Source organism: Arcicella aquatica (assembly GCF_034928825.1).
GTDB lineage: Bacteria > Bacteroidota > Bacteroidia > Cytophagales > Spirosomataceae > Arcicella > Arcicella aquatica.
In genome coordinates this window covers 1-25692 of the sequence record NZ_JAYFUL010000008.1, presented here as the reverse complement: position 1 = coordinate 25692, position 25692 = coordinate 1, and the positions used below count along the sequence as shown (strand labels likewise).

The 25692-nt window shown below is 34.8% G+C and carries 22 protein-coding genes; 17 read left to right on the top strand and 5 right to left on the bottom strand.

Annotation, left to right across the window (positions count from 1 at the left end):
- Nucleotides 1–58: 58 nt before the first annotated feature.
- The 7 genes from VB264_RS06970 to VB264_RS06940 all read left to right on the top strand — a co-directional run bounded on the left by VB264_RS06970 (nucleotide 59) and on the right by VB264_RS06940 (nucleotide 7503).
- Nucleotides 59–1687 carry a S8 family serine peptidase gene (locus tag VB264_RS06970; protein WP_323247954.1) on the top strand — a complete coding sequence of 543 codons (1629 nt, stop codon included), beginning with the start codon at nucleotides 59–61 and terminating at the stop codon, nucleotides 1685–1687.
- A 286-nt stretch (nucleotides 1688–1973) separates the two neighbouring features.
- A complete protein-coding gene (locus tag VB264_RS06965; protein WP_323247952.1) occupies nucleotides 1974–3344 on the top strand; it encodes a M1 family aminopeptidase in 1371 nt (456 codons plus the stop codon).
- Between the two features lie 376 nt (nucleotides 3345–3720).
- On the top strand, nucleotides 3721–4356 hold the full coding sequence (locus VB264_RS06960) for a hypothetical protein (RefSeq protein WP_323247950.1): 636 nt from the start codon (nucleotides 3721–3723) through the stop codon (nucleotides 4354–4356).
- The gene (locus VB264_RS06955) at nucleotides 4349–4825 is read left to right on the top strand and encodes a hypothetical protein (RefSeq protein WP_323247948.1); all 477 of its coding nucleotides are present in this window, start codon (nucleotides 4349–4351) and stop codon (nucleotides 4823–4825) included. Before VB264_RS06960 ends, VB264_RS06955 begins: the two co-directional genes overlap by 8 nt.
- A gap of 353 nt (nucleotides 4826–5178) precedes the next feature.
- Nucleotides 5179–5970, top strand: coding sequence for a hypothetical protein (locus tag VB264_RS06950; protein WP_323247945.1), 792 nt, complete (start codon nucleotides 5179–5181; stop codon nucleotides 5968–5970).
- Nucleotides 5971–6084: 114 nt separating this feature from the next.
- A complete protein-coding gene (locus VB264_RS06945; RefSeq protein WP_323247943.1) occupies nucleotides 6085–6708 on the top strand; it encodes a hypothetical protein in 624 nt (207 codons plus the stop codon).
- Nucleotides 6709–7104: 396 nt separating this feature from the next.
- Nucleotides 7105–7503 carry a VOC family protein gene (locus VB264_RS06940; protein WP_323247941.1) on the top strand — a complete coding sequence of 133 codons (399 nt, stop codon included), beginning with the start codon at nucleotides 7105–7107 and terminating at the stop codon, nucleotides 7501–7503.
- 268 nt (nucleotides 7504–7771) lie between these two features.
- Here VB264_RS06940 and VB264_RS06935 read toward each other — a convergent pair whose 3' ends face one another.
- The gene (locus tag VB264_RS06935) at nucleotides 7772–7963 is read right to left on the bottom strand and encodes a hypothetical protein (RefSeq protein WP_323247939.1); all 192 of its coding nucleotides are present in this window, start codon (nucleotides 7961–7963) and stop codon (nucleotides 7772–7774) included.
- Between the two features lie 291 nt (nucleotides 7964–8254).
- A complete protein-coding gene (locus VB264_RS06930; RefSeq protein WP_323247937.1) occupies nucleotides 8255–8842 on the bottom strand; it encodes a hypothetical protein in 588 nt (195 codons plus the stop codon).
- A 612-nt stretch (nucleotides 8843–9454) separates the two neighbouring features.
- Between VB264_RS06930 and VB264_RS06925 the strand changes: the two genes are divergently transcribed.
- From VB264_RS06925 to VB264_RS06900, 6 genes are all read left to right on the top strand, one after another.
- Entirely contained in the window at nucleotides 9455–10939 is a 1485-nt protein-coding gene (locus VB264_RS06925; protein ID WP_323247935.1) for a rhomboid family intramembrane serine protease, read from the top strand.
- A gap of 202 nt (nucleotides 10940–11141) precedes the next feature.
- Complete coding sequence (locus VB264_RS06920; RefSeq protein ID WP_323247933.1) at nucleotides 11142–12059, top strand: RDD family protein; 918 nt, start codon at nucleotides 11142–11144, stop codon at nucleotides 12057–12059.
- Between the two features lie 487 nt (nucleotides 12060–12546).
- A complete protein-coding gene (clpB, locus tag VB264_RS06915; protein WP_323247931.1) occupies nucleotides 12547–15168 on the top strand; it encodes an ATP-dependent chaperone ClpB in 2622 nt (873 codons plus the stop codon).
- 106 nt (nucleotides 15169–15274) lie between these two features.
- Nucleotides 15275–15859, top strand: coding sequence for a hypothetical protein (locus VB264_RS06910; protein ID WP_323247929.1), 585 nt, complete (start codon nucleotides 15275–15277; stop codon nucleotides 15857–15859).
- 25 nt (nucleotides 15860–15884) lie between these two features.
- Entirely contained in the window at nucleotides 15885–16637 is a 753-nt protein-coding gene (locus tag VB264_RS06905; protein WP_323247927.1) for a glycoside hydrolase family 75 protein, read from the top strand.
- A 155-nt stretch (nucleotides 16638–16792) separates the two neighbouring features.
- Nucleotides 16793–17143, top strand: coding sequence for a protein-tyrosine-phosphatase (locus VB264_RS06900; RefSeq protein WP_323247925.1), 351 nt, complete (start codon nucleotides 16793–16795; stop codon nucleotides 17141–17143).
- A 169-nt stretch (nucleotides 17144–17312) separates the two neighbouring features.
- Here the strand turns inward: VB264_RS06900 and VB264_RS06895 are convergent, their stop codons facing one another.
- Nucleotides 17313–17915, bottom strand: coding sequence for an FMN-dependent NADH-azoreductase (locus tag VB264_RS06895; RefSeq protein ID WP_323247923.1), 603 nt, complete (start codon nucleotides 17913–17915; stop codon nucleotides 17313–17315).
- 166 nt (nucleotides 17916–18081) lie between these two features.
- Here VB264_RS06895 and VB264_RS06890 point away from each other — a divergent pair, with 166 nt between their 5' ends.
- Together VB264_RS06890 and VB264_RS06885 are read left to right on the top strand one after the other, a co-directional pair.
- On the top strand, nucleotides 18082–18441 hold the full coding sequence (locus VB264_RS06890) for a winged helix-turn-helix transcriptional regulator (RefSeq protein WP_323247921.1): 360 nt from the start codon (nucleotides 18082–18084) through the stop codon (nucleotides 18439–18441).
- Between the two features lie 105 nt (nucleotides 18442–18546).
- On the top strand, nucleotides 18547–19320 hold the full coding sequence (locus VB264_RS06885; protein WP_323247920.1) for a hypothetical protein: 774 nt from the start codon (nucleotides 18547–18549) through the stop codon (nucleotides 19318–19320).
- Nucleotides 19321–19535: 215 nt separating this feature from the next.
- On the opposite strand, the gene VB264_RS06880 is transcribed toward VB264_RS06885, so the two are convergent.
- Together VB264_RS06880 and VB264_RS06875 are read right to left on the bottom strand one after the other, a co-directional pair.
- Entirely contained in the window at nucleotides 19536–20636 is a 1101-nt protein-coding gene (locus VB264_RS06880) for a serine hydrolase domain-containing protein (RefSeq protein WP_323247919.1), read from the bottom strand.
- 26 nt (nucleotides 20637–20662) lie between these two features.
- Complete coding sequence (locus tag VB264_RS06875; protein ID WP_323247918.1) at nucleotides 20663–22387, bottom strand: CocE/NonD family hydrolase; 1725 nt, start codon at nucleotides 22385–22387, stop codon at nucleotides 20663–20665.
- A 407-nt stretch (nucleotides 22388–22794) separates the two neighbouring features.
- Here VB264_RS06875 and VB264_RS06870 point away from each other — a divergent pair, with 407 nt between their 5' ends.
- Both VB264_RS06870 and VB264_RS06865 read left to right on the top strand, forming a co-directional pair.
- Nucleotides 22795–23193: a hypothetical protein gene (locus tag VB264_RS06870; RefSeq protein ID WP_323247916.1), complete on the top strand. Its 399-nt coding sequence runs from the start codon at nucleotides 22795–22797 to the stop codon at nucleotides 23191–23193.
- A gap of 595 nt (nucleotides 23194–23788) precedes the next feature.
- A complete protein-coding gene (locus VB264_RS06865) occupies nucleotides 23789–25534 on the top strand; it encodes a GMC family oxidoreductase (protein ID WP_323247914.1) in 1746 nt (581 codons plus the stop codon).
- Nucleotides 25535–25692: the final 158 nt, after the last annotated feature.

The following is a 25692-nucleotide window of genomic DNA, read 5'->3' as shown; positions in this document are numbered from 1 at the left end:
AATAAGAACAAGTTTTATCATGAAGATTATGGAAAAGATGAATACTAATCACATTACTGTGAAACTTATAATATTGAGTGTGTTCTTCGCTTTGAGTTTCCTAGTTCATCCATCCGTAAATGCTCAAACTTTGTCAGCAAAGTATCTTTTGGTTTTTAAAGATAAAAGTAACTCACCTTATTCTGTTTCCCAACCTTTAGCCTACCTATCCCAACGTTCAGTCAATCGTCGTCAGAAACAAAATATCGCTTTGACAACGAAAGATTTACCCGTAAATCCAGCTTACATAGGTGAAGTAAAAAAGAAAGGCGCAAAAGTAATTTATACTTCTCGTTGGATGAATGCTGCCTTGATTGAATGTACCCCAACAGTTTTGACAAGTGTTTTACAATTATCATTTGTAAAAGGGCTAGAAATTAATACTTCAATTGATAATCCAAGTACTAGAACAGCCAGAAAAACAACTAAGTTTGAAAGCTTAGGTACAGAAGCCTTGAGCTATGGTTTATCTAAAACCCAAATAGAAATGATTGGGGCAGACAAAATGCACGACCAAGGGTTTCATGGAGAAGGAATGATGATAGGCGTATTGGATGCAGGGTTCAATAATGCTAATAATATTGCCGCATTAAAACCACTTTTTGATGAAAAAAGGATAGTGGGTACTTACGACTTTGTGAAAAATGAAAAGAACGTTTATGAAGACGACTCACATGGAACTGAAGTTTTATCATGCATGGGCGCTTATCTAGACGGACAGTTGATAGGTACTGCTTATAAAGCTTCTTTTTTATTATTACGTTCAGAAGATGCTGCCTCAGAATACCTTATCGAAGAAGCCAATTGGCTGTTTGCCGCTGAATATGCAGATAGCATAGGCGTAGATTTAATCAACTCATCTTTAGGTTATTCAGAATTTGATGATGCTAGTACCAGCCATAAATATGCAGATATGAATGGCAAAACCACCATAGCGGCTAGGGCTGCCAGTTGGGCAGCTTCCGTAGGAATTGTTTGTGTAATTAGTGCAGGTAATGAAGGAAATGCTGCATGGCGTTATATTGCTACTCCTGCTGATGCTGATTCTGTTATCACTGTGGGAGCAGTCGATGCGCTAAAATCGTATGTAAGTTTTAGTTCTATTGGTCCTTCGGCTGATGGTAGAGTAAAGCCTGATTTAGCAGTAATGGGCAGGAGTGCGGCCATTATTACGCCTAATGGCAATGTATCAACCAGTGATGGTACTTCTTTTTCTTCCCCTATTTTGTGTGGTATGGTAGCAGGTTTTTGGCAAGCCAACCCTACTTTAACAGCCATGACAGTGATTGATAGAATGCGGAAATCGGGTAGTCAGTATCAAACCCCAGATACACGATTAGGCTATGGGATTCCTGATTTTACCAGAGCCAATAGCCCAACGGTATTATCGACTGAAAACGAAAACAATCAACTATTTAACGTATATCCGAATCCTACCACTTCAGAAATTACCATTCAACTTAACGATAAGAAGGTTAATAATTACTTTACCAGTTTAATGGATATTTCGGGCAAAACACTTCTTTATCAGCCCATCAATAGCCTATCTTTCAAATTATCACTGATTCATTTAAATGCTGGTACTTATTTTTTACGTATTGGCAATGAGCGTAAAAGTGCGTTGGTGAAGGTTTTGAAAATAGAGTAAGGTTTTATTTTGTAACCCAAATGGTAACGAAACGGTAACCGCAAGGGTTACCGCTACTGATACTAGCCGTAGGTTTTCCTAAGACTCAAAATGGGAAAGAGCGTCACAATTGTATGTATATAAATTTTGCAGTAGTTGGAGTTATTTCGGTGATAATAATTTGAATGAGTTGAGGGGCAGTAACCAACCTAACATCATTACAAAACTAATTCTAGGAATCAATTGATAATTTTGCTTCTTAACCCATTATCTTCGGTTCTTAAATCTTCAAACAAGCACATCATTGATGAAAAACTTTTTAGCCTGTATTTTATTAGGTTTGATAGCCATCCTACAAACAACAGCCTATGCCAGTACCGATTTGGATTATCATTTTGATATAAAGCCAAAAGTGATGCACGTAACCTTAAATTATCGTCCTGTTCTTCGAGATAGTACTGTTTTTCAATACGGAAACGAATATTATGGCGGTATGAAAGACTTACTAAAAGGCTTAATCAATATTCAGAGTTCTGTAACATTCAAGGTCGATTCAGCAAAAAGTCAGCTTACTTTTTATCATCCCCAAAATACCCCGATTCAGATGCAATATGATATTATTGATACCCATACTCCCAAGCAAAAGGTGCGTGGTGAAATGTTTCGACCTATTATTACCGACAATTACTTCTTTTCGCTTTCACACTCACTCTTTTTGAATCCGCAATTAGATGAAAAACTTCAGGCAAGTATGATGATGTCGGTAACCCTAGAAAAAAAACCGACTTTCCCGATGTACTTTAGCTTTGCCCCAACACTAACAGCAGGCAAAACGGTAACGATAAAATTCTCAGAAGGTATGAATGCCTTGGTAACAGGTGCATCCGACCTCCGCATCGTCAAACGAAAGTTAGCAGGCATCCAAAACTATGTAGTGCTACGCATTAATCAGAAGAATCCGTATAACCTCAAACGTTTTATGGACTATTTTGATAAATTTCTACCTGCCATGACCGACTTTTGGGGTAATCTCAATGGGACTTATTATTCATTAATTGCCTCGCCTTTTCTTGATATTAAATATCATAATATCTCAGGCACGGCCTTCAACTCAGGCTTTCATGTAAAGTATTCGGGCGATACCATTTTAGCCAATGAAGAAGTAGTCACTACGATTTCTCATGAAATCATGCACCGCTATATTGGGGCGGGCTATGTATCAATGGGCGAAAACAATCAATGGTTTGATGAAGGTTTTACTGATTATACCACTTGGTACTTGCTGGCAAAAGCGGGGATTTTCTCAGAACAGAAATTAGCCAAAATGGTAAAAGACACCTACCAACAATTGTCTGCCAACCCCGTAAAAAATACAGCCAATGAAGACATCCTAAAGCACTTCTGGGAAAATCATAACTACGAAAAAATACCCTATCATCGAGGAGCATTGTTTGCTGCCTACCTCAACAAAAGGATTACCGAACAAAGCAAGGGGACTAAAAGCTACCAAGATTTTCTAAGAAGCCTAAAAGCTTTAGCCGAACAAAAAAAGCAATTGCTAACGATAGAAGACTTTATCAAAGTAGCCTCCAACTATATCCCAAAAGCCGAAATAGAAGCCTCTATTCAACAGTATATTATTAAGGGAGAAATGATAGAGGAGGAGAGGGTTTGGTAGCCCTCGTCGGAGAAATTTCGTGGATGCACGCCAATAGTTCAAGTCTAGGACTTGGACTATAATTCATTAAACTTACGATACTAGAGACCGATATACCGCATAATAAAAAAAGTTAAAATTTTCATTCTCTTTTTATATCTCAATCATAATTTTATTTATGTTTGTTTTTTTGCGTTCGATTTATTTCAAAGTGTAAATCGAATGCCAGATAACAACGTTTTTGAACGTTCAGGCTTTTATGGTTTTGGTTTGTTTTTTAGCAAAACTCTCATTTGTCTTTTAGAACAAGTAGAAGAGTAAAGATACTTGGATGGGCAAAAAACAATTTCTTACTATAAATTATAACAAGTTAAACAATTAGTTAAACATCTATTATATGTTTTTTGGGACAATGTATTCAGGAACTCTAGAAGAGTTTGACGGACAATCAATACAAACTAAATTTTTGGTAATAGGAGTTCCTTTATTACCCACTGGTACTATTTATAGAGTAACGCCAAATCAAGGATTTCCTATGGGACTCAGTATGAAAAGCATATTATTTGGCTATTTTAGAACTACTTTTTTTGCATTAGGTTTTATAACACTATGGTTACAGGATATTTGGCATATAGAAATAGATATTTATCCGCCATTTTATCAATACAGTAAATATGGTTCTAATCTAATGATTTTTATTGGTGTTATTGCTTGGTTAAAATATCTTTTTGACGCTCTAAAAGAAAATAAAACTCGTAAAATATTAGCCAAAGCAATTGATTATAATATGAATCCCAAGTACTTAAATCATGATATTGTAAGTTCAATCTATATGATAGCACTAGAGAAATATAAAGATAAGTTTGATAAGAAAGAGTGGGAATTAGAAGTTGAAACGGGGAGAATAAATGATGATAATAAAGATATTCTTTTTGCTCTTGCAATTTATGCTTTCAAACTATTACCAAATGATAGATATCTAAATATTTATCAGATTATGTGTAATTATCTAAACGTTAACACAAATGGCTAATACAATACACATGAATGAACGAGACATTCAGACATTAACTTTTAGATTAGATTCAAAAAAGGAGTCATTGCAAAAACTCATCAATTTTGTTATCGTGCTTACACTTTGTTGTGTGCTTTTTGGAGTATGGGAAGCGGGCGAAATTTCATTTGTAGGATGTTTAGTTCCTATATTATTTGGACTTTTTTTAGTTGTTATTTTTTGGTATACTTCAATAAAGCCAATTAAAAATGATTTAGTTGAGCAAAAAAAATACGTCATTCAAGTTAAAGTTTTGGATAAAATTCATCATGATGAATTTGGTGTGGAATCATGGAAGATTAGAGCTAGTGAAAATGAATTTGGAATAACAATAATTGATATTCCAAATAGAGTGTATGATGATATTATATTATTTTCTCAAATTGAAGTTACTATAAGTAAAAAATCTAAAGAAATCTTAGATTATCAACAAATAAAACTTCTTTAAAGTTAATAGTAACTTTCTGTCAACTATTCTAATCATTAGAGTATTGCTTGTGTTCATCTTCTGCGTGACATAGTGTTTCAGAATATCTTGTGTCAGGCATTCTTAGAACGCTCGTTTGTCTAAGTGTTTATTCACTTAGACTCAAACAAAAGCAGTCTGTGAAGCATCCTTGTTCCACGATAAATAATAACGTTCTTTGTACGTTCAGGCATTTATCTTTTTGGATTGAATCCTATTTGTCAAAGCTTTCACTTGTCTTTCAGAACAGGTAAAAGAGCCTAATTGAAGCAATAAGTTTGAACTTATAAGAGCGAATTACAATAACTAAACATCTAAGAATAAAAAAAAAGACTATGAATAAAATATTTGATGAAAGACTAAGTATATTATATTTAGAGATAAGAGCTTTAAAAACATATGAAGAAAGACTAAATAAATGGGCTGAATTTACTGTTGATTATTGTGATAATGTTGCTAAAACTAAAATAGATAGAAGTTTTTACGCATTTCAATCCGAACCAAAACATGAGCCAGATATTTTAATTCTAGGTTTAAATCCTTACGGGGTATATAATTATGAAAACCAATTTTCTAATGAAGGATGGGGAGTGAAACAATATGGTAAAATGATTCCTGACGTATTTATTCATCAAAACCCTTGGTATATAGGAGGTAAAGAAGCTGACAAAATTGAAAATGGAAAGAAAAAGAAAGAATGGAATATCCTTAGAAATCTTAATAAAACAATCAATATCCATCCTGAATTTAGAAAATGTTTTGATAATATGGTTTATATGAATATTTTATTTTTCAATTCCAAAGACTTTAGTGAATTCAAAAAAAGCTTCAAAAATGAATGGTTAGAAGTGTTTGATAATTGTGTTAAGTTGTCATTACTTTTAATTTGCGAAGTTATAAAGCCTAAAGTAATATTGTGTTTAGGAGTTAATCATTGTTTTAGACCTTTTATAGGCAGAAATAAAACAGAAGAAATGTTGCCTAAATCATTATACAAATCTACAATCGATGGATTTAGAATTTATGGAATGACGCATCCTTCTGCACGAATCAGCAATTTCAAAAGAGAAGAAATTGGTAGGTGTTTATTTAAAGAATGGTTGAATATATCGACTTCTCCAATCTAACTATTTTCACTTAGTCTCTCTAATAATTATAGTCTCTGATTGCACCCTTGCTTTGAGTCACATCGAGTTTAAGTTCATTAAAAAAAGACAACTGTATCTAAAAATAACCTCAATATGCGTTCTATTAACATTACGTTTCAACACGGGCATATCTACAATTCGGATACGAAAGAGCGAATAATCGTAGAAGAAAACATAAATTATATTCTAATTTTTGAAAGTGAAAATCATGTCAAACTTGGAAAGTTTGACAAACCAGAAATAATCCGTACTGAAACTGAAATTTATAACGAAATATATGCCGACCCTAACGTAACTCATATAAAAAAATTGAAATCTGCGGGTACAGACCTCTATTTTTTCATTACGGAAGAGAATGAAAATAAAGATGAAAAAACTCACAAACATTCCTGTTTTAGAGTAAAGCTACTCGAAGACTTGTTTCTTTACACGAGTAATAATTGGAAAAGTAGCGACTTAACAGAAGGCGGTAGACTGGCAGATTGTGCTTGCGTAGTAGTCGAGAGTACTGAAAATAAACTTCCATTTTTTGAAGATATTTATGCAAAATCAGTAACTTCTGCCTATAAAAAAACTCATGTTCACTACTTTGGTAATGCAGGAAGTCCGAGCAAAAACTCTTTTGACTGCATCTACTTATCTATAAATAAAGATAAGAAAAACCTTTTAGAAACTTTAAGGGGATTTAGTGAAAAAGACAGAGTAAGACTGAAATAAAAACAATCATTTACTCAGCATATTATGAAATCGGTACTTAAATTTATTATTTTTGATATAGTGGTATTGTTTTTTCTTATTGTAGTCTGGTATTTTTCTTGTTTTTCATTGGGGTACGCAAGTAATAGCAATCATCAGTTTGAGATTTGGATACTTTATTGTGCAACTGTGTTGTTACATTTTATTTTATCGATAATAATTATAAGAAGATTCAAGGGCTTAAAGGTTTTTTATCTTTTGTTTAATTTACTATTATATATAATTGCAACAGCATATATCTATAACTACACTTAATAGATTTTAGGTGGTGTAAAGCCCTCTTCCAAAACAAGCGAAGAACTAAAAACAACATTGAAAATAACCTAAACATATATTTTGATTTAAAACCCCAAAGCTATGACGACGAATGCTTATAACACTTTTTTTGCCCCAGAGCTTTATATCAATAATGGAGTAAAGGATATATCGTTCTATAAAAATGCTTTTGGAGCAACAGAGAATCTATGTTTTAGAAATGAAGATAATACTATCCACGTAGCAGAACTTTGTATATATGGTGCTATTTTTCATGTTCATGAAATAACCTCTAAGCTTTTTTTTTCTCCTGATACACACAATGGCTGTACCTGTTGCGTTGGATTGTTTGTGCCAGATGTAGATGCCGTAATGAACCAAGCAATCATTGCGGGAGCCATAGAAATTAGCCCTGCCGAAGATTATGATTATGGCTACAGACAAGGAACAATAAAAGACCCTTTCGGGCATTATTGGCAAATTCAAAAAAAGATAGGATAAGGCTGATTTCTTATGTATGATTTATTTTGAAAGGTAATAAGAACGATTGATAACTACCTTTCTCTGAATGTTTAGGTATTTATATTTTTGGATTAAATGCTATTTTATCTAACCTTCTTCCTCCTTAAAGTCTTTAAGTCTCCACTAGTTCAAGTTATCGGCTGGAAGCCCAACAATAGTCGTCACTCGTTAAAAAACGAGCGACTGCGGGCGTCTCAAAGTTTAATGTCTAAAGTCCTAAAATCCTCCAATCTTAAAGTCCTAAACATTACGATTGGTCATTTGTTGAACGTATCAAGCTGATTCCTGAAGAAAAGAAAATAAAGCCAATAATTCCATAAGTAATAAGAGCCTTCGTATTGTGTCCACCTGATTTATTGACAAATAACGTGGCAGCATAAATAAGTCCGATAACACCTAATAGGGTGAGTAAAGCCCCGAAAATTCGTTTTATGTTCATAAAGTTTTGTTGTTATATTGATAAAAATTATCTTGTAGTATGTAAATTGGGTATTAAATAAGGTGATGCAAAAAGAATTTTATGTGTCATCAAAGGTAAAATACTACTTTACCTAATGTGTTAAATAATTGTGCCAACGACTTACACTGTTTAACCTGTTCGATTTATTCCGAAAAGAAAATCGAACGATATGTAACAACAAAGTTTTCTGAAAGTACAAATGTTTAGATTAAAGTCCTATTTATCAGGGCTTTCACTTGTTTGCTGAACAAGTAGAAAAGTTAACCAACCTTATTTTACAGTCAGCAATTTAAACCTATACTTACCCGAAATGGTAGCGGTGGTTGTTGATGGTAGCTGCTGTCCTTTACAGCTATATTCGCCTTCTACCCAATATATTTGTTTTCCATTTTCAACATCACCTTTGGTAATAGATTTTATGTTATGCGTGTGAGTAGCTTCAGATGGAGCCAATCCATAAAAATAATCGGTGCCTCCAGTGGTTTGCGGTACTTTTACACTTATGTGCATGGCTATGCTATTTGCATAGTTTACAAATTCGGTATACGCCAATAATGGATGGCTTCCAGCTTTTACGGTATCCAAAGCCGATGCAGCACCATAAAAAGCATAAGTAAAAGTAGCTTTTGTAGAAGCAGAAGTTGCAACAATTACCTTAACCGAACTGCCACCACTAGTAGCTTCAAACTGGATTGCACTGCAATCGATATGCACAGCACTTGCATTGTTGATTTTATATTCAAAATAAGGTAAAGTTGTGCCACCAGGGGTTGGAGTAACGGATGGGTCATTTTCTTTAGAACAACTAACGAAACCCAGCACAAATAGTGCTAATAGTAAGATAGGGAGGTTTTTCATGATAGAGATAATTTAAGTAGCATAATATTACATCATTTTTTAAAAAAGACATCACAAAAAAGAGCTTTAAATACCCTGATTAAGGATATTTTTATTTTACGGTTATTATATTGAAGCTGTTTAAACTTTCCCTTTCGGATTAAACTAAGTCTTTTAGAATAGCTTGTTCCAAAATTTACTCAACGTAGCGATGCTATGCAAATGTTGAAAAAATCAATTCAAAAATACAATACTTTCACCTCAGAAACGGAAAGTTTAAACAGTTTCATGGTATGTTCTACTTTTTTGACAATTAATCCTGTAAATAAAATATTCTCTGAATACATAAATTTTTTAATTAAAAACCTATCTTAGCAAAGCTTTCATTCGTCTTTTGGAACAAGTGGAAGAGTACGAGATAATGAAAAATATAGTTATCCAATAATGATAAAACTTACTACCGCTGTTTTTTATATGTCCCATTTATCATTGTATGCTAGCCTAAAAAAAATCTCAGCAATTAATGGTCATAAGACATATAAAATTAGAATTGTAAATAAATATGCTTAATTTAACTTTATAAAAAAATCACTGATTAACTTATAATAAATACCCTCAACAAAAGAATATTTTATGGCTATTGGCTTTCCACCTAAACACATTCACGAACTACTTCTTGACAATATCACTCCTCAACAATTTTTAGCAATAGCAATTGAATCAGCGACAAGACTCGGTTGGAGCATTTCTTATGCAAGTGAAACAGGATTTATTGCATTTACAAAGATATCCTTTAGATCGTGGGGAGAAGAAATTACTGTGAAAATTAGTGACCACACCGTAAACTTACGAAGTGAAAATCAAGGTTCAGGTTTAATGGACTGGGGGAGAAATGAGCGTAATATTGAAGGACTTATTGCTCAAATTGATGAACTAAAATCAATGTTGTCGCCAGAAAAAATAGATAATATGGTGGTTGAATTAAGTCCCAATTTAATACCAAAAGAAGATGATATTTTAAGCAAAGAACCTACTAGTTTAAAAGAGAAATTTAACGAATTCCTTAGTGTTTTCATCCCAATTGATGGCTATTTTGTCACACCGATTCTTTTAAATATCAATATTCTTATTTTCATAATAATGGCACTTACTGGTGTTAATATTATTGCACCTGATGGTGAAAGTCTGATAAGATGGGGAGCGAATTTTCGTCCAGTGACATTAGAAGGAGAAGGTTGGCGACTCTTGACAAATTGTTTTCTGCATATTGGTATTTTTCATTTAGCCATGAATATGTATGCGTTGGCTTATATAGGTCTACTTTTGGAGCCACACTTAGGGAAAACAAGATTTATTTCAGGTTATTTATTAACAGGAATTACAGCGAGTGTTGCAAGTTTATGGTGGCACGATTTAACAATTAGTGCAGGAGCATCAGGAGCTATTTTTGGATTGTATGGTGTTTTTTTAGCAATGTTAACAACAAGCTTAATTGAAGAAACAACTCGTAAGGCACTATTAACAAGTATTACACTTTTTGTAGGGTATAATTTAGTCATTGGACTAAAAGGTGGTATTGACAATGCCGCTCATATTGGAGGGTTGTTGGGGGGAATAGTTATTGGGTATGCTTTTATTCCAAGTTTAAAACAACCTGAATCTGAGCATCTCAAATTATCAACAATTGCTTTATTAACAGCGCTGATTTTTTCGGGTTCATTCTTTATATACAAGAACCTCCCCAATGATATAGGAGAATATGATAAAAAGGTTAGGCAATTTGTCTCAATGGAATCAATGGCATTGGAGTTTTATAGTTTGCCTGCCGATACTCCTAAGGATAAAAAACTTTATGCTATTAAAGACAGAGGTATTTACTATTGGCAAGAAAATATAAAACTCATAAACAGTTTTGAGAAATTGGATTTGCCAGTTGAAATAAAAACTAAAAACAACCTCTTAAAAGATTATTGTGAACTTAGAATTAAAAGCTATCAATTAATATACAAAGCAGTAGCTGAGGAGACAGATAGATATGAAGGTCAAATTAATGCTTTAGATAAAAAAATAGAGACTGTGATTAATGATTTAAGGGCTTTACAAGAAAAATCAAAATAAAGAGTTTATTATCGGCTTGAAGTCTGATAATAGTCGTCACTCGTTAGAAAACGAGCGAAAGCGGGAGATAATTATGATACTCAAAATACAATTCTTTCGTTGAGCTGAATTGATAAAATAAATATGGATTGAAGATTGATAGATTGTCAATTAACCACCTTTGTATTTAAACTTTAAATATTTTCTATAAAAACCACTAAAAATGATTGTACAACACAATGTTAACACAGCAACGAGACTTGGCTCTATGATACTCGACCATTTCATCATGACAATGATTGCCACTGTATTTTTTATACCAATGATGATAGTAAATATTTCAAAGGCTTTAAATGCTTCAGTTACGCATGAACAAGAAGATATGGGGATAGGTTTTGACGGACCTCTATTTTATGTTTCTTTAGTTGGTTTTGCACTGTATTTCTGTAAGGATATTATTAAGGGAAGAAGCTTAGGAAAAGTAATAACTAAAACTCAGATTGTTGATAACAATACAGGGCAAGTTGCTTCGCCGTTGAAATGTTTTATACGAAATATTTTTTGTGTGATTTGGCCAGTAGAAGTCATTATTACATTAACAAGCCCAAGTAGAAGGCTAGGTGACAGAGTTGCAGGAACAAAAGTGATTACCTACGACCCAATAAATGTAGAACAGCCAAAATTTAACATAGCTGAGGCAATTGTACCATTAGTAATTTCCTACGGACTTTTACTTTTGTTAGTATTACCTTTTCAAGCATTTGAATCTACTAATGCGAAAGTTAAGTATGTGGAAAGTAGTTTTAATGATGCAGAAAGTAAAGTACTTGAAAAGCTTTTCGCTGACAGTCTTGGGCAAAACTTAACGGCAAGTGTCAAGGTTTTTGATAAAATAGAAGAGAATAAGAACCTAAAATATATTTCTGTAATTTATACGCTTAAAGAAAACTATTTAGAAGAGGAAAGTAGGAAAGGACAATTAAATCAAATTACTGACGAACTTTTATATTCAAAATACCCAAGAATAACTTTTATAGGGCAGGCAAAATATGTTTTTAAGACAAGCGGAAGTATGGAAATAAATACGAAGCAAATAGGGGCTAACGTTAATGAGATGTATTACAACGAGGCAAAAGAATAGATATCAACGTACTAATAGTTAAAAACGAGCTACTGTTGGATGCTCAAAGTCCTCAAGTCTAAATATCTTTAAGTCTTGTTTCTTATTTATCGGCTTGAAGCCTTATAATAGTCGTCACTCGTTAGAACGAGCGAATGCGGAGGGGGCTTCCTTCTTAAAGTCCCCAAGTCTTACATCCTAAAGTCTTTTTTCTTATTATCGGCTTGAAGCCTCCTAATAGTGGTCACTCGTTAGAAAAGAGCTACTGCTGGGGAGGCTTCTTTCTTCTTAAAGTCCTCAAGTCTAAATATCTTTAAGTCTTGTTTCTTTTATCTTCCAGTCTTAAAGTCCTAACATCCTAAAGTCTCCAACAAAAAAACCGTCATTTTGGCTTAAACAATTCAATTTTTTGCGCAAAAATATGCCATTTTTTCCGCAAAACTAGCTTGGCTTAGCTTTTGATAAAATAGTAGTATCAACGATTGAAAAACAGAAAATCATTTATACGATGAATTTTAATAAATATACAACCAAGACTCAAGAGGTAATCCAACATGCCGCTTCGATTGCCTCAGCAAATGGCCAACAAGCTATTGAAACGGGCCATTTGCTAAAAGCCATCATCGACGAGGAACCCAATACTTCAGAGTTTTTGATGAAAAAGTTACAAGTGAATCAAGCAATTTTTTCATCGAAACTGGAAAATATAGTAAATGGCTATCCTAAAGTTTCTGGTGGAGGTCAGCCCTATTTAGCAAACGATGCTGCTGCTGCTTTTACCAAAGCAGAAAATTTATTAAAGGAATTTTCAGACGAATTTGTATCCATAGAATTATTAATATCGGGAATCCTGTTAGGGAAAGATGCTGTGGCAAGTTTGATGAAAGAGAGTGGATATAAGGAAAAAGAATTAAAAAGTGCCATAAAAGAACTAAGAGGAAACACAACCGTGAAAGACCAAAATGCAGAAGCAACCTATCGTTCATTAGAACGGTATGCTCGAAACCTAAATGAATTAGCCAAAGCTGGGAAAATTGACCCTGTGATTGGCAGAGATGAGGAAATACGCAGGGTATTACAAATATTATCACGACGCACTAAGAATAATCCTATGTTGGTCGGTGAGCCAGGGGTAGGTAAAACCGCAATTGTAGAAGGATTAGCACAAAGAATAGTAATGGGTGATGTACCCGAAAACCTGAAATCTAAGCAGATTTATACGTTAGATATGGGTTTGTTGATTGCTGGAGCGAAATATAAAGGCGAGTTTGAAGAAAGACTTAAAGCCGTTATCAAAGAAGTAACAGATGCAGAGGGAGAAATCATCATGTTTATTGATGAGATTCATACCTTGATTGGTGCAGGTGGTGGCGGAGATTCGGCGATGGATGCCGCTAATTTATTGAAACCAGCGTTGGCTCGTGGAGAATTGCATGCTATTGGTGCAACGACTTTGAAAGAGTACCAAAAATACATTGAGAAAGATAAAGCCTTGGAACGTCGTTTCCAGATGGTAGTAGTTGATGAACCAGATATTACTGATGCCATTTCTATCTTAAGGGGGATTAAAGATAAATATGAACTACACCACGGCGTAAGGATTCAAGATGATGCTGTAATTGCAGCTGTAGAATTATCGAGTCGTTATATTTCAGATCGTTTTTTACCAGATAAAGCCATTGACTTGATGGACGAGGCTGCCGCAAAAATGCGGATGGAAATAGATTCTGTTCCTGAAGAGATAGATGCTTTGAAACGTAGAATCATGCAATTGGAGATTGAACGTGAGGCAATCAGACGTGAAAATAATAAAGAACGCGAAAATATTATCAGCCGAGAATTAGCAGAACTTACCGATAAGAAAAGTGGTTTGATGGCGAAATGGGAAGGGGAGAAGTCTGTTTTGGATGAAGTTCGTAAAGAAAAAGAAAATATTGATCGCTTGAAATTGGAAGCTGAACAAGCTGAGAGAGCTGGCGATTATGGTAAAGTAGCAGAGATACGTTATGGTAAATTAGTGGAGGCTGAAAATAGGCTGAAACAATTGCAAAACGTAAAAACTGCTGACAAAAATGGCGAAACGCCGATGTTGCAAGAAGAAGTAACCCCAGAGAACATTGCAGAAGTAGTAGCTAAATGGACGGGCGTACCTGTATCAAAAATGATGCGAGCTGAACAAGAAAAATTACTACATCTAGAAGTTGAATTAGGTAAAAGAGTAGCTGGACAAGATGAGGCTATTGAGGCTATTTCTGATGCCGTTCGTCGTTCTCGTGCAGGAATGCAAGACCCTAAACGTCCGATTGGTTCGTTTATTTTCTTGGGAACTACGGGAGTTGGTAAAACTGAATTGGCAAAGGCCTTAGCAGATTATCTGTTCAATGATGAGAATGCGATGGTGAGAATTGATATGTCGGAATACCAAGAACGCCATGCAGTAAGCCGTTTGGTGGGAGCACCTCCGGGATATGTTGGGTATGATGAAGGAGGACAATTGACTGAGGCTGTTCGTAGAAAACCATATTCTGTCATTTTGTTAGACGAAATTGAAAAAGCTCATCCAGATGTTTGGAACATTTTGTTGCAGGTACTTGATGATGGTCGTTTAACGGATAACAAAGGTAGAATTGCTAATTTCAAGAATACGATTATCATCATGACTTCTAATATTGGTAGCCATATCATCCAAGAAAAAATGGGAGAAATGGAAGGTTGGAACAACCATATCGTAATGGAGAAAGCCAAAGAAGAGGTAATGGTTTTATTGAAACAAGTAGTAAGACCAGAATTCTTGAACCGTGTGGATGAAATTGTGATGTTTGAGCCATTGTCTAAAGATAACCTTAGCCAAATCGTTAGAATTCAGTTCAGACACATTCAAGAACGTTTACGAGAACAAGGCATCACTTTGGAAAGCACAGATGAGGCACTTGTGAAACTTGCCGAAGAAGGTTATGAACCAACGATGGGTGCAAGACCTTTGAAACGTGTAATGCAAAGAAGAATTTTAAATGAATTATCTAAACAAATCCTTGGTAATTATATTAATAAAGATTCGGTAGTGATGATGGAAGTAGATGAAGAGGGCTCTATTAAGTTTGAGAATGTAGGGAAGTTGGAGGTAGAATAAGCCTTAATGTACCGAATAATAAATATAAGATAAATTATTGTAAGCCAGCCTTTTAAAGGGCTGGCTTTTTTGTTAGGTTTGAATAACCAATTTAACTTATATAACCATGAACTTAATTTGTAATGCTTTGGCATTGTTGATAGTCTTCAGTGCAATTTCCCTTTCGGTCAAAACAAAAATCCTCAAAGACATCTGTGTGATTGATTCTGATACTGGTCCTGTAGAAACCTATAGCTTTGCCCGTACACAAGGATTATGGTGGACTACCATAATAGGTGCCTGTTTTGTGATTGGCTTTGGTATCAGAGGCGAAGTAATACCACTCAATTCAACTTGTTTGGTTTTACTGGGCATAGGCGTTGGTACTACTGCTGTAGCGAATATCATCGATAGCAGTACTACTCCCCCAACTGTTGCTGTAGATAGTCCGAAGACTGATAGTGAAATGCCTCCTAAACTTAGAAAACCCATTAATTTTTTCACTCAAATACTTTCAGACTCAACAGGGATTACTGTTTATCGCTATCAAGCCCTAATTTTCAACCTTATCTTTAGTGTTGTTTTTTTAGTAGTTTTTTTCAAGAAAATGGCACATGGAGACAGAGATTTCCCAGAATTTAGTCCTGAAACCCTAGGTTTGATGGGTATTAGTGCCACTACTTATTTAGGTATGAAAGCTACTGAAAAATAAAAAACTTACCTTAAACTTTACTACGATGAAAAAAGTCTTAACTTTAGTTTTAGCCCTCTTCTTTAGCGAAGACAGTATTGTTGGTCAAACTACTTGTGAAAAAGTCGATTTAAAACTTTCTTATCCTAAAAATCCAACTGCGAAAGTTTGGAAGATTAATAATGCGGTTATTGGCTATGTATCTGAAATGACAATTGATGTTGATGGGTCGCCTCAAGCTTATCATCCTCAGAATATTGGCTTGGACAATCTTTCTAGTGCTGGAGGAGTTGGTAATTTAAGTCCGAGTGTTATTGTATTTGAGAGTAACAAGCCATATATACAAAAATCTTCTGACCCATTCCCTGGATATTACCTTGCCCAGACTTCTTTGGTAGATGCTACTAAAAAGGTAACAGACTATAGAAGATATGTAAATTCCGAGGAAATTCCTTATATCGCTATCCCTCCTAATTTGATAGCGAAAGGTGTCAAAAAAGGTGATTTGGCTTATGTATTTAATCAAAAAACAAACAAAGGAAGTTTTGCAATTGTTGCAGATACGGGTAATAACAAACACATAGGAGAAGGTTCTGTAAAGTTATCTGAAAGGTTAGGTATTAAATTGATTTATAAGAAGAATTTGAAGCAAATTATTGCTTCAGATTCTGACAAAGGAATTGTTTATTTAATCTTCCCTAATTCTGGCAACAATAAACCATTGACCTTGGCAGAGATTGAGGCTAAATCTCAACAATTTGATAAAGCTGAAATTAAGAAAATGATTGCGTGTTTGTAATAGTGGTAGGGACGAATTGCATTCGTCCTTGTGTACGAACCAATAGGACGAATGCAATTCGTCCCTACGTGTTATTTTTAGTTCAAGTGATGCTATTGGGATTTGTTTAGAAATTTAGGTACTTTGCTGTCAATAAAGGACATAAAAAATATTGAATGATAGCAACTGAAAGACCAAACATATTGGTAGTTTGTGGAAAAAACAAAAAGCGTAGCAGAACAGCAGAGCATATTTTTAAAAATGATAATCGCTTTAATATTCGGTCAGTAGGATTGAGTCCTAAGAGTGTAAGGAAAATTTCTGAAAGCGATTTGAACTGGGCTGATTTTGTTTTTGTAATGGAGACTGACCAAAAAGCAAAAATCAAGGAGATTTATAGTTTTCTGGAATTACCCACTATTGAAAACCTAAATATTCCAGACGATTATGAATTTATGGATGATGAACTTGTAGAGATACTGACTGATAAAATCAATGATACCTTAATGGATGTTTATGAATTATAAGACGTCCGTAGCCTAAGGTAGCGGTAATCCCTTGCGGTTGCTTTTTTACAGATATAAAACAACGGTAACCGCAAGGGTTACCGCTACTTTTTAAAAGCTTATTTTAGAAAAGGCTGGTAGCCTTTTGAGAGTAGTCACTCACTTGGAAAGCGAGCGACTGCTAGGTATATTAATCAATCTTTATACTGTCAAGTGCTTTTGCCATGGCAAAATCCTTCACATTTGGCACTTTTAATCCTTCAGCTCGGTAAACGGTTAAATCTGTCATCCCTAAACAACCAAGGAAAGCACTCAAATAGGGTGCGACAAAGTCGTTGGCTTTACCAGGGCCTTCTGAGTAAATACCCCCAGATGACATGGCTACATAAACTTTTTTCCCTGTCACCATTCCAACAGGCCCATCGGCATTATACCCAAAAGTTATTCCTGCCCTAGTGATATGGTCAATCCAAGCCTTTAGCGAGGTATGGATAGTAAAGTTGATAAGCGGTGCACCGATTACAATGATGTCTGCCGCAAATAGCTGTTTCACCAGTCTATCAGATAAGCTAATAGCTTCTTTTTCTTCTTCGTTCAGTTGATCTTTAGGAATAAAGAAGGTGCGAAGTACAGTAGGGCTAAGATGCGGTATTTCAAAATCGACCAAGTTTAATTCTTCAAGTTCATTGTCAGGATATTTTTCCTGAATTTTTTCAACTATTGCATTGCCTAGCTTAATGCTATAAGACTCTTTGCCTAGTAGGCTAGATTTTAAATGAAGGATACGTTTCATAAATGTTTTATTGATTAATTTAAAATTCCGAGATTGTCAGATGTCCTTTTAAAAGGTTTTTTCTCTCGAATTGTCAAGGACAAAGGTATTGTCTTGAAGTATACAAAAGTTAGCAGTTACCCAAAGGAAAGCAGTTACTTTTAGGAAAGTTAGTATCTTTGTGATAATGAAAACAATTGAAAATAACATGCTTACGAGCAAGGCAGAATGTGCTGGGTCGCTCAAAAACGTCATCGATGCGATGTATGTTCTTAATGGAAAGTGGAAACTTGCTGTGATACTTTGCTTGGTACAATCACCAAAACGTTTTAGTGAGATTCAGCATGAAATCACAGGCATATCTCCCAAGGTATTATCAAATGAATTGAAAGATTTAGAATTAAATTACCTTATCACACGTAAAGTATATTCCACTACTCCAGTGACTATTATTTATGAAGCAACTGAATATAGCCATACTTTAAAAAGTTTATTAAATGAATTGAGTATTTGGGGAGAACAGCACAGAAAAAAGATTAAGGAATAAGAAATAAGAAATAATAGAGACACACAGTATTCGTCCCGTTGGATAGAAATAATGAGTATTTTTATAGACCAATTAGCAATCAATCAAAAACAACATCTCAATAAAATGAAAACAATATGCTCATTTATCTTTATTGTTAGCTCATTTTCAACTTTTTCCCAAGCAAATTGTCATAACGATATTTTGAATGGAGAGAAGATTTATGAAGAAAACAAAAAAAATGTATTTCTTCCTTACGACTTTTCGGATTTGTGGAGCAAGACAGATAATTATAATGTATTGGGTGTGCTAGGAGATGATTTTCAACGTATTAAGGTAAAGGTTCTAACTGTTGTTAAAAATACCAATAATCCCGAAGAGTATTTTGTTTATGGGAAATCAAATGTAAAAGGAAATGTCTGCGATTTTATTGGTAAAATAATCGTGGAGAAAATTCATGAGACCAAGCGAGAGCAATTTGGTGTGGATAATCAAGCCAAGGATGCAGGCATTAGAATACAAGGGCTATTAATCGCTAAATATGAATTTTTTGAAAATAGAAATCAATCCCATACAGGTGTTTTTACAGGACAATTACGCACAAAATGGTATATTAATAAAGATAACCAAGTGAAGTATGATGATATCAACTTGCTTTCAGATGGATATTTTAATAATGCTTTTGAAGGTTCTTGGACAATGTATAATGCCCCAAAATCTAAAATTTGTAAATGGGCAGACTATCGCGTACCTAATATTGCCTGTGACTTTGATTTAGGAGCAGGAGAGTTTAGTCCTAACGAAAAATATTTTGATAAAGGATGGTTGAGTTATGCGAAGGCTTTTCTATCAAACGATGAGCAATATAAAAATGAGGAGTTTGCCGAATGGTGGAAATAAATGTTAAGCTAAGGTGTTCAAGTAATATAAATTGATAGTAAATTGTATTAACCTATTGTAACTTTAGTCATTACTCAGATGAGTACGTCATTACTACAGCTCGATATTATTCAAATTGTTATTGCTACCTTAGCACTGCTTATTGCAGGTATCGCTTTGTGTAACGTTGTTTCTTTAAGTTTTTCTAAGAAATTAGCATGTTTTGAAGCTACTGTCTATTTAATTCCGCTGTTTTTATTTAGCTCTTCCAGAATATTGTTAGCCATAATCGTCATGTTCTTTTTATTCATTGTTTCGTTTACAAAAATGATAATACCTGTTTTGTATTTTGGCGAAAACTTACAAATACTATTACAACCCCAGCCCGTTCCTAAATGATAGATAGTGCTGTTTTCTTCATCCAATCGCCATGCTAATGCCATTGTATTATTATTATCTTCAAAGGTTTTCTGGTGCGATAATTTTATAGCCTCGTTGATTGCCAAGATATTTGCTTGGATATATTTCAGCATATTGCCGGTAGTACTGCATAAACCTGGGCCTGTAGTCATGTCTTCAATGCTTTTTGTATGGCTCACAATTGCCGCATCTTGCTTCCCGAAAGCATAGTTTCCCCATTCCGTAGTATTGAGTAACTCTTTTGTAGTACTAAGGTGTAAGGGTTTATTGATGTATTGGTTAATCAGTTCTTGGAAAGGCTTTTGATACACATTTTCGAGAATTAATTTTAGGAGTGTCATTCCACTTCCAGAATAAATGTATTTATAGCCAGGTAAAGTGTCAAGTTTAATAGTATGTAAATCTTTATAGAATTCCTCACGATTATATCGCTGTTTGAATACATATTTTTCTTCTTGATTCATGCTTTGCCAATTACTTGGGAATTTACAGAGCGATTCTGGTAGCCTAGCTGTATGGTTAGCCAGATGAACCAACGTAATAGGATTATTATTGAATTCGAGGTTAGGGTAATTGCCTTTTAGGTATTTTCTAATATCATCCGTTAACTGTACCTTGTTATCCTTTACAGCTTGGGCTAGTAGTATTCCAACAAATGTTTTAGCAATAGAACCCATTGCATAAATGGTTTTGTTAGTCGGCGATTCATTCTTCCCCTTTTTTACGAGCCCATAATTATAAAAATATTTTTTTCCGTGCTGAATAATACCAACAGATAATCCTACCGCATTAGAATCACTCATATAGACATTTGCATATTTATTAACAATAGCTTCTAATTGATTTTTGGATAATTGGGCATTTACCCTAGTAAGGCAAGACATTAGCAACAGTGTTATTAAGGGTGTTTTTTTCATGATGTTGATTAAAGTATTGAGATACATTATTTCCAAATGGGTACTTTGATAAAGCTATCATTATACCATTTTATTTTTAGGGGTTCTTTGGCATCAGCTATTGTTTCATCACTCACATCTTTCCCTGTTCCATAATTGATTTGAGCAAAGGAGTTTTTATCAATGTTCAATACTACTAGCAATCTACTACCTTTACTTAACTGACGACTTACCAAACGAGTATTGGAAAATGGAATGCCCTCTATTTTGTTAGGCGTTAAAAGGTTTCTTGAAGTAATGTCTTTGGCATAGCTTGCTCTGCCTAAAAAGTATGATAATTCAAAAAACTCGCCATTGGGCATTACCTCGTATAGTACGACCCCGATATCCATGTCTTTCTTATTGATACTAGCTTTTATTTCCCCACTGAATGCCCCAGCAATTGAAATAGTTTTTTTGAATGGGTCGCTTAAAAAGAAAAAACCATTAGACTTATCAAGCTCTTTGCGGATAATTGGGTCGGGATAATAGTCGTTATTACTGGTAGTTCTGTCGGCTAAATCTACTTCTTGGGAAAGGTAAGCTTGTTTGCTAGGCTTTCGTTGTGTTAGTTGTTGATAGTCTTTGCCTGCTTTGATATTGGTTAGATATAATTGTAGGTAGTTATTACTCATTTTTTCTAACGAAGGAACATGTTTCCATTCGTTAGCCCCCATTACTTCATAGTTTATTTTATCCTTTAAGATTTCTGGCTTTTTGCCATCTTTAAGAATATAATCAAGCCATTGGTAAGTAATTTGTTTGGTATTAATTAATGCAACCGAGTCTACTTGATAACCTTGCAAAACAGCTTCACCGCCTTTTTGAGCCCCAAAATGGCTATACGGACCAATAATTAAATAATGATTAGCATTTTTATTGTATTTATAATGCTCCTTCACATAATACAATCCTGAAATCTGGGAGTCATTATAGTAGCCATCTATCGATAAAACTGGGATGTTGATATGAGCAAATTCGTCTTTATAGGGAACCATATCTTGCCAATATTTATCATAAGCAGGATGTTGTAGCCATCGTTGTAAATATTTATTAGGAGTACCCTCTAAACTATCTATTTTTCGGTATGCCACACCGCTTTCCCACCATTTATTTTGCATGGCTCGCCAGCGAGTTCTATTATTTCCTACAAGCGTATCAAGGTATTTGTTGTTGGAAACATAAAATGCCCATTCGTAATTGGCATTCAAGAATACATTATTTTCCATCGGCAAACCCATTCCCGGTCGGTTGGCTACATACGGCACAATGGTTTTTAAGGCTGGATGCATTTGTTTAGTAGCTGCCCACTGACTAAAGCCATTATAGCTCCCACCATACATTCCGATTTTACCATTACACCAAGCTTGGTGACTAATCCAATCAATTACATCATAAGCATCTCTACCGTCGTATTCATAAGGTGTTACTTCATCGGGACTAAATCGTTTTCCCCTCGTATAAGCCATTACACCTACATAACCTTTATCTGCTGCTTCTTTAACACTTTTTATATCTCTGCTACGAGCATAAATCGTGAATTGTAGTATAACTGGCTGAGGTTTGTCATTATCTTTTTTGCGGACAATAATGGCTGAAATAAAAGCACCATCTCTGGTTTTTATTAACACACTGTCCTCTATATGATATACGTTGTCGACTAAATTTGTTTGGAATGCGGATGATTTAGCACCTATTAGCAATAAGAAAAGGATGATAAAAATATGTCTCATTAAAGTCGTCGGTTTAGGGAGGTAAATATGCTAGCTATTTAAAAGGAGTAACATACCAATAAATGATTCATGTTACACAGAAAATGTTGCATGAAGGGGAATTATCTCAAGTCCAAGTGACGCTTTGCTTAACAATGAACTAGCGGGGCAAATCCTTTATCCCTAACGAGGGAATTAATTCCCTCGTTAGGGATAAATATGAATTGCGCTAATCTGTCCTCAAACCGAACAGTCGTGTACTAAAACCGTACACCTTGCTAATAGGCTAAAAATGTTAAGTGTCTGATAGTTAATATTTTACATTTTTTGGCACAGTTCTGTTAATACTATTAGCATAATCAGAAAGATTAATCTCAGAAAATTTAATTTAAATAAACAGGAAATTTTAATTTCTAAACAACAAAAAAATGAAATCAATAGTAAAAACTTTCGCCATTGCTTTATGTTCAGTATTGTCATTCTTTGCTAATGCAGCAGACAAAAACGAAGCTACTAATATTCAGAAACCTTTTGCAGTAGGGATGTATCAAACAATTAATACATTACAAATGAATATATTGATTGAAAAGCTTGAAGGTAAAAATTTGTCAATTTCTTTGAAAAATGAAAAAGGAGAAGTTTTAGTTAACGAGTATGTTGGTAAAAAGGGAACTACGTATCGTGGCAAATTTGATTTAAGCGAATTGGAAGATGGTAAATACAGCTTTGAAATTACCGACGGTGCTACTAAAATTGTTAAGACTGTCAATGTAGGTACGGTATCACCAGTACCAGCTTCAGCAGATCGCTTTATTTCGATGAATTAATAGCAAAGCTTTAACAAAAGACATAGCTGAAACCTCTAAACTTCAATAAATATACATGAGTCATCCCGGATTTTTCCTAAAATTATGCGTTTTGGAGACAATTTGAGAGGTTTTCTACTTAATTATCGTCTAGTCCTTACTTTTCTTTCCTTGATGAAAGAAAAGTAACAAAAGAAAATCAAGAATTCCTAAACTCGCTTCGCTCAAACAGTAGGAATTCGTTGAACATCAATCATAAAAAAGCGGTCTAAATTTATTTTTAGACCGCTTTTTTATGATTTTGAAATTCGGGATGACTCATGTTTTTACGTTAGATAACTGCATGGTTACAGAATGGATGCATCTATCAGTAAATCTTTCCTCCAGAAAAACCTAATACTTCTTGCGTTATTTTAAGCAGGTATTTGCAATTTTTGCAAATACCTGCTGTTTTTACTATGGAATTATCTATTTTTCTGCTTTTATTGCGGTGTTTTTAGTGGAATTAGGGTTTTAATATTGATTTCTTATAAAAAAGGATATAAAATATCTATTTAATCACTATTTTTCCTACTCGATTCAATAATACTCTTCAACCCAAAAAATCATTTAATAAATGCTGGACTTTCAAATTAAGGAACAATCAACAGTATATGATGTCGTTATCATTGGCTCGGGTGCGGGCGGTGGAATGGCAGCTTATGAACTGACCAAAGCAGGTGCAAAAGTTTGTGTACTAGAAGCAGGTCAATATTATGACCCAGCCGACCCAAAATATATTACACAATTAAAAAGTCCTTGGGAATCTCCTCGTCGTGGAGCCTCTTCTACGCGTGCTTTTGGTGATTTCGATGCTGCTTATGGTGGCTGGGATATTGAGGGAGAACCTTATACTCGTAAAGATGGTACTAAATTCGACTGGTTTCGTTCTAGGATGTTGGGAGGAAGAACCAATCACTGGGGTAGAATTTCCCTTCGCTTTGGTCCTGATGATTTCAAAAGAAAATCTATTGATGGTTTAGGAGAAGATTGGCCAATTGGTTATGATGATGTAAAACCATATTACGATTATGTAGATAAACTAATTGGTGTGTTTGGTACTAACGAAGGCAGAAGAAATGACCCAGATGGTTATTTTTTACCTCCTCCGAAACCACGTTTGCATGAATTAATGCTTAAGAAAAGTGCTACGAATATTGGTATTCCAGTAATTCCGTCGCGTCTTTCAATCTTGACAAAACCTATCAATAAAGAGCGTGGACAGTGTTTTTATTGTAGCCAATGTAATAGAGCTTGTCAGGCTTATGCCGATTTTTCTTCTTCATCAGTATTGATGATTCCGGCCATTAAAACAGGGAACTGTACGTTGATTACTTACGCAATGGCTCGTGAAGTATTGACAGACCCAACTACAGGTTTAGCTACGGGCGTATCGTATGTGGATACTCGTACGATGACTGAAAAAGTTGTAAAAGGTAAAATTGTAATATTAGCAGCCAGTGCTGGCGAAACAGCTCGTTTGTTGTTGAACTCAAAATCTGCTCGTTTCCCGAATGGATTGGCTAATTCAAGCGGTATTGTAGGTCGTTATATCAATGACTCAACGGGAGCTTCTCGTTCAGCAATTATTCCAGCATTGTTTGATAGAAAACGTTATAATGAAGACGGAGTAGGAGGGATGCACGTGTACACACCATGGTGGGGAGATAATAAAAAATTAGATTTCCCAAGAGGTTACCACATTGAATATGGCGGAGGTATGGGTATGCCTGCTTATGGTTTTGGATGGGGTATTGAAGGGATCAATGAAAAATTCCCAACACGTGAAGGTATCAAAAAAGCAGCGGGTGGCTATGGAGCTTCTTTAAAAGAAGATTATCGTCGTTTCTACGGAGCTTATATCGGTATGGCTGGTCGAGGAGAACCTGTACCTGATTATAACAACTATTGTGAAATAGACCCTACTGTCGTAGATAAATTTGGTATTCCTGTATTACGTTTCCATTATAAATGGTCGGACTACGAAATTAAGCAAGCAAGACACATGCAGGATACTTTTGAACAGATAATTACTGAAATGGGTGGTACACCGCTTGGTAAAAAGCCAGATGCAAGTACAAACTATGGCTTGGCTGACCCAGGAAGAATTATCCATGAAGTAGGAACTGCCAGAATGGGTAAAGACCCTAAGACGTCGGTATTGAATTCAAATTGTCAGGCACATGATGTGAAAAACTTGTTTGTAGCTGATGCTGCACCTTTTGTTTCTCAGGGAGATAAAAATGCAACTTGGACAATCTTAGCTTTATCGGCTCGTACTTCAGAGTTTATTATTAACGAAAAGAAAAAAGGAAATTTGTAAGGGTAGACTAACCTCACCCCCAACCCCTCTCCTCCAGAGAGCAGGGCTGTTAAGTTCTGGGATTTTATTAATTTTGACCAAATAATATTTTGTAATGGAGCTTAATGATTTTTTTAAAAGCCTTTCTGACCCTCGTAGAGGTCAAGGTCAACGCTATC

Bases quoted from the DNA above. Each gene is read 5' to 3' on its own strand.
- VB264_RS06955 (WP_323247948.1), top strand. From the start codon at position 4,349: ATGGCTAATACAATACACATGAATGAACGAGACATTCAGACATTAACT.
- VB264_RS06945 (WP_323247943.1), top strand. From the start codon at position 6,085: ATGCGTTCTATTAACATTACGTTTCAACACGGGCATATCTACAATTCG.
- VB264_RS06960 (WP_323247950.1), top strand. From the start codon at position 3,721: ATGTTTTTTGGGACAATGTATTCAGGAACTCTAGAAGAGTTTGACGGA.
- VB264_RS06875 (WP_323247918.1), bottom strand. From the start codon at position 22,387: ATGAGACATATTTTTATCATCCTTTTCTTATTGCTAATAGGTGCTAAA.
- VB264_RS06865 (WP_323247914.1), top strand. From the start codon at position 23,789: ATGCTGGACTTTCAAATTAAGGAACAATCAACAGTATATGATGTCGTT.
- VB264_RS06910 (WP_323247929.1), top strand. From the start codon at position 15,275: ATGAACTTAATTTGTAATGCTTTGGCATTGTTGATAGTCTTCAGTGCA.
- VB264_RS06925 (WP_323247935.1), top strand. From the start codon at position 9,455: ATGGCTATTGGCTTTCCACCTAAACACATTCACGAACTACTTCTTGAC.
- clpB (WP_323247931.1), top strand. From the start codon at position 12,547: ATGAATTTTAATAAATATACAACCAAGACTCAAGAGGTAATCCAACAT.
- VB264_RS06965 (WP_323247952.1), top strand. From the start codon at position 1,974: ATGAAAAACTTTTTAGCCTGTATTTTATTAGGTTTGATAGCCATCCTA.
- VB264_RS06900 (WP_323247925.1), top strand. From the start codon at position 16,793: ATGATAGCAACTGAAAGACCAAACATATTGGTAGTTTGTGGAAAAAAC.
- VB264_RS06890 (WP_323247921.1), top strand. From the start codon at position 18,082: ATGAAAACAATTGAAAATAACATGCTTACGAGCAAGGCAGAATGTGCT.
- VB264_RS06880 (WP_323247919.1), bottom strand. From the start codon at position 20,636: ATGAAAAAAACACCCTTAATAACACTGTTGCTAATGTCTTGCCTTACT.
- VB264_RS06935 (WP_323247939.1), bottom strand. From the start codon at position 7,963: ATGAACATAAAACGAATTTTCGGGGCTTTACTCACCCTATTAGGTGTT.
- VB264_RS06950 (WP_323247945.1), top strand. From the start codon at position 5,179: ATGAATAAAATATTTGATGAAAGACTAAGTATATTATATTTAGAGATA.
- VB264_RS06905 (WP_323247927.1), top strand. From the start codon at position 15,885: ATGAAAAAAGTCTTAACTTTAGTTTTAGCCCTCTTCTTTAGCGAAGAC.
- VB264_RS06940 (WP_323247941.1), top strand. From the start codon at position 7,105: ATGACGACGAATGCTTATAACACTTTTTTTGCCCCAGAGCTTTATATC.
- VB264_RS06870 (WP_323247916.1), top strand. From the start codon at position 22,795: ATGAAATCAATAGTAAAAACTTTCGCCATTGCTTTATGTTCAGTATTG.
- VB264_RS06885 (WP_323247920.1), top strand. From the start codon at position 18,547: ATGAAAACAATATGCTCATTTATCTTTATTGTTAGCTCATTTTCAACT.
- VB264_RS06930 (WP_323247937.1), bottom strand. From the start codon at position 8,842: ATGAAAAACCTCCCTATCTTACTATTAGCACTATTTGTGCTGGGTTTC.
- VB264_RS06895 (WP_323247923.1), bottom strand. From the start codon at position 17,915: ATGAAACGTATCCTTCATTTAAAATCTAGCCTACTAGGCAAAGAGTCT.
- VB264_RS06920 (WP_323247933.1), top strand. From the start codon at position 11,142: ATGATTGTACAACACAATGTTAACACAGCAACGAGACTTGGCTCTATG.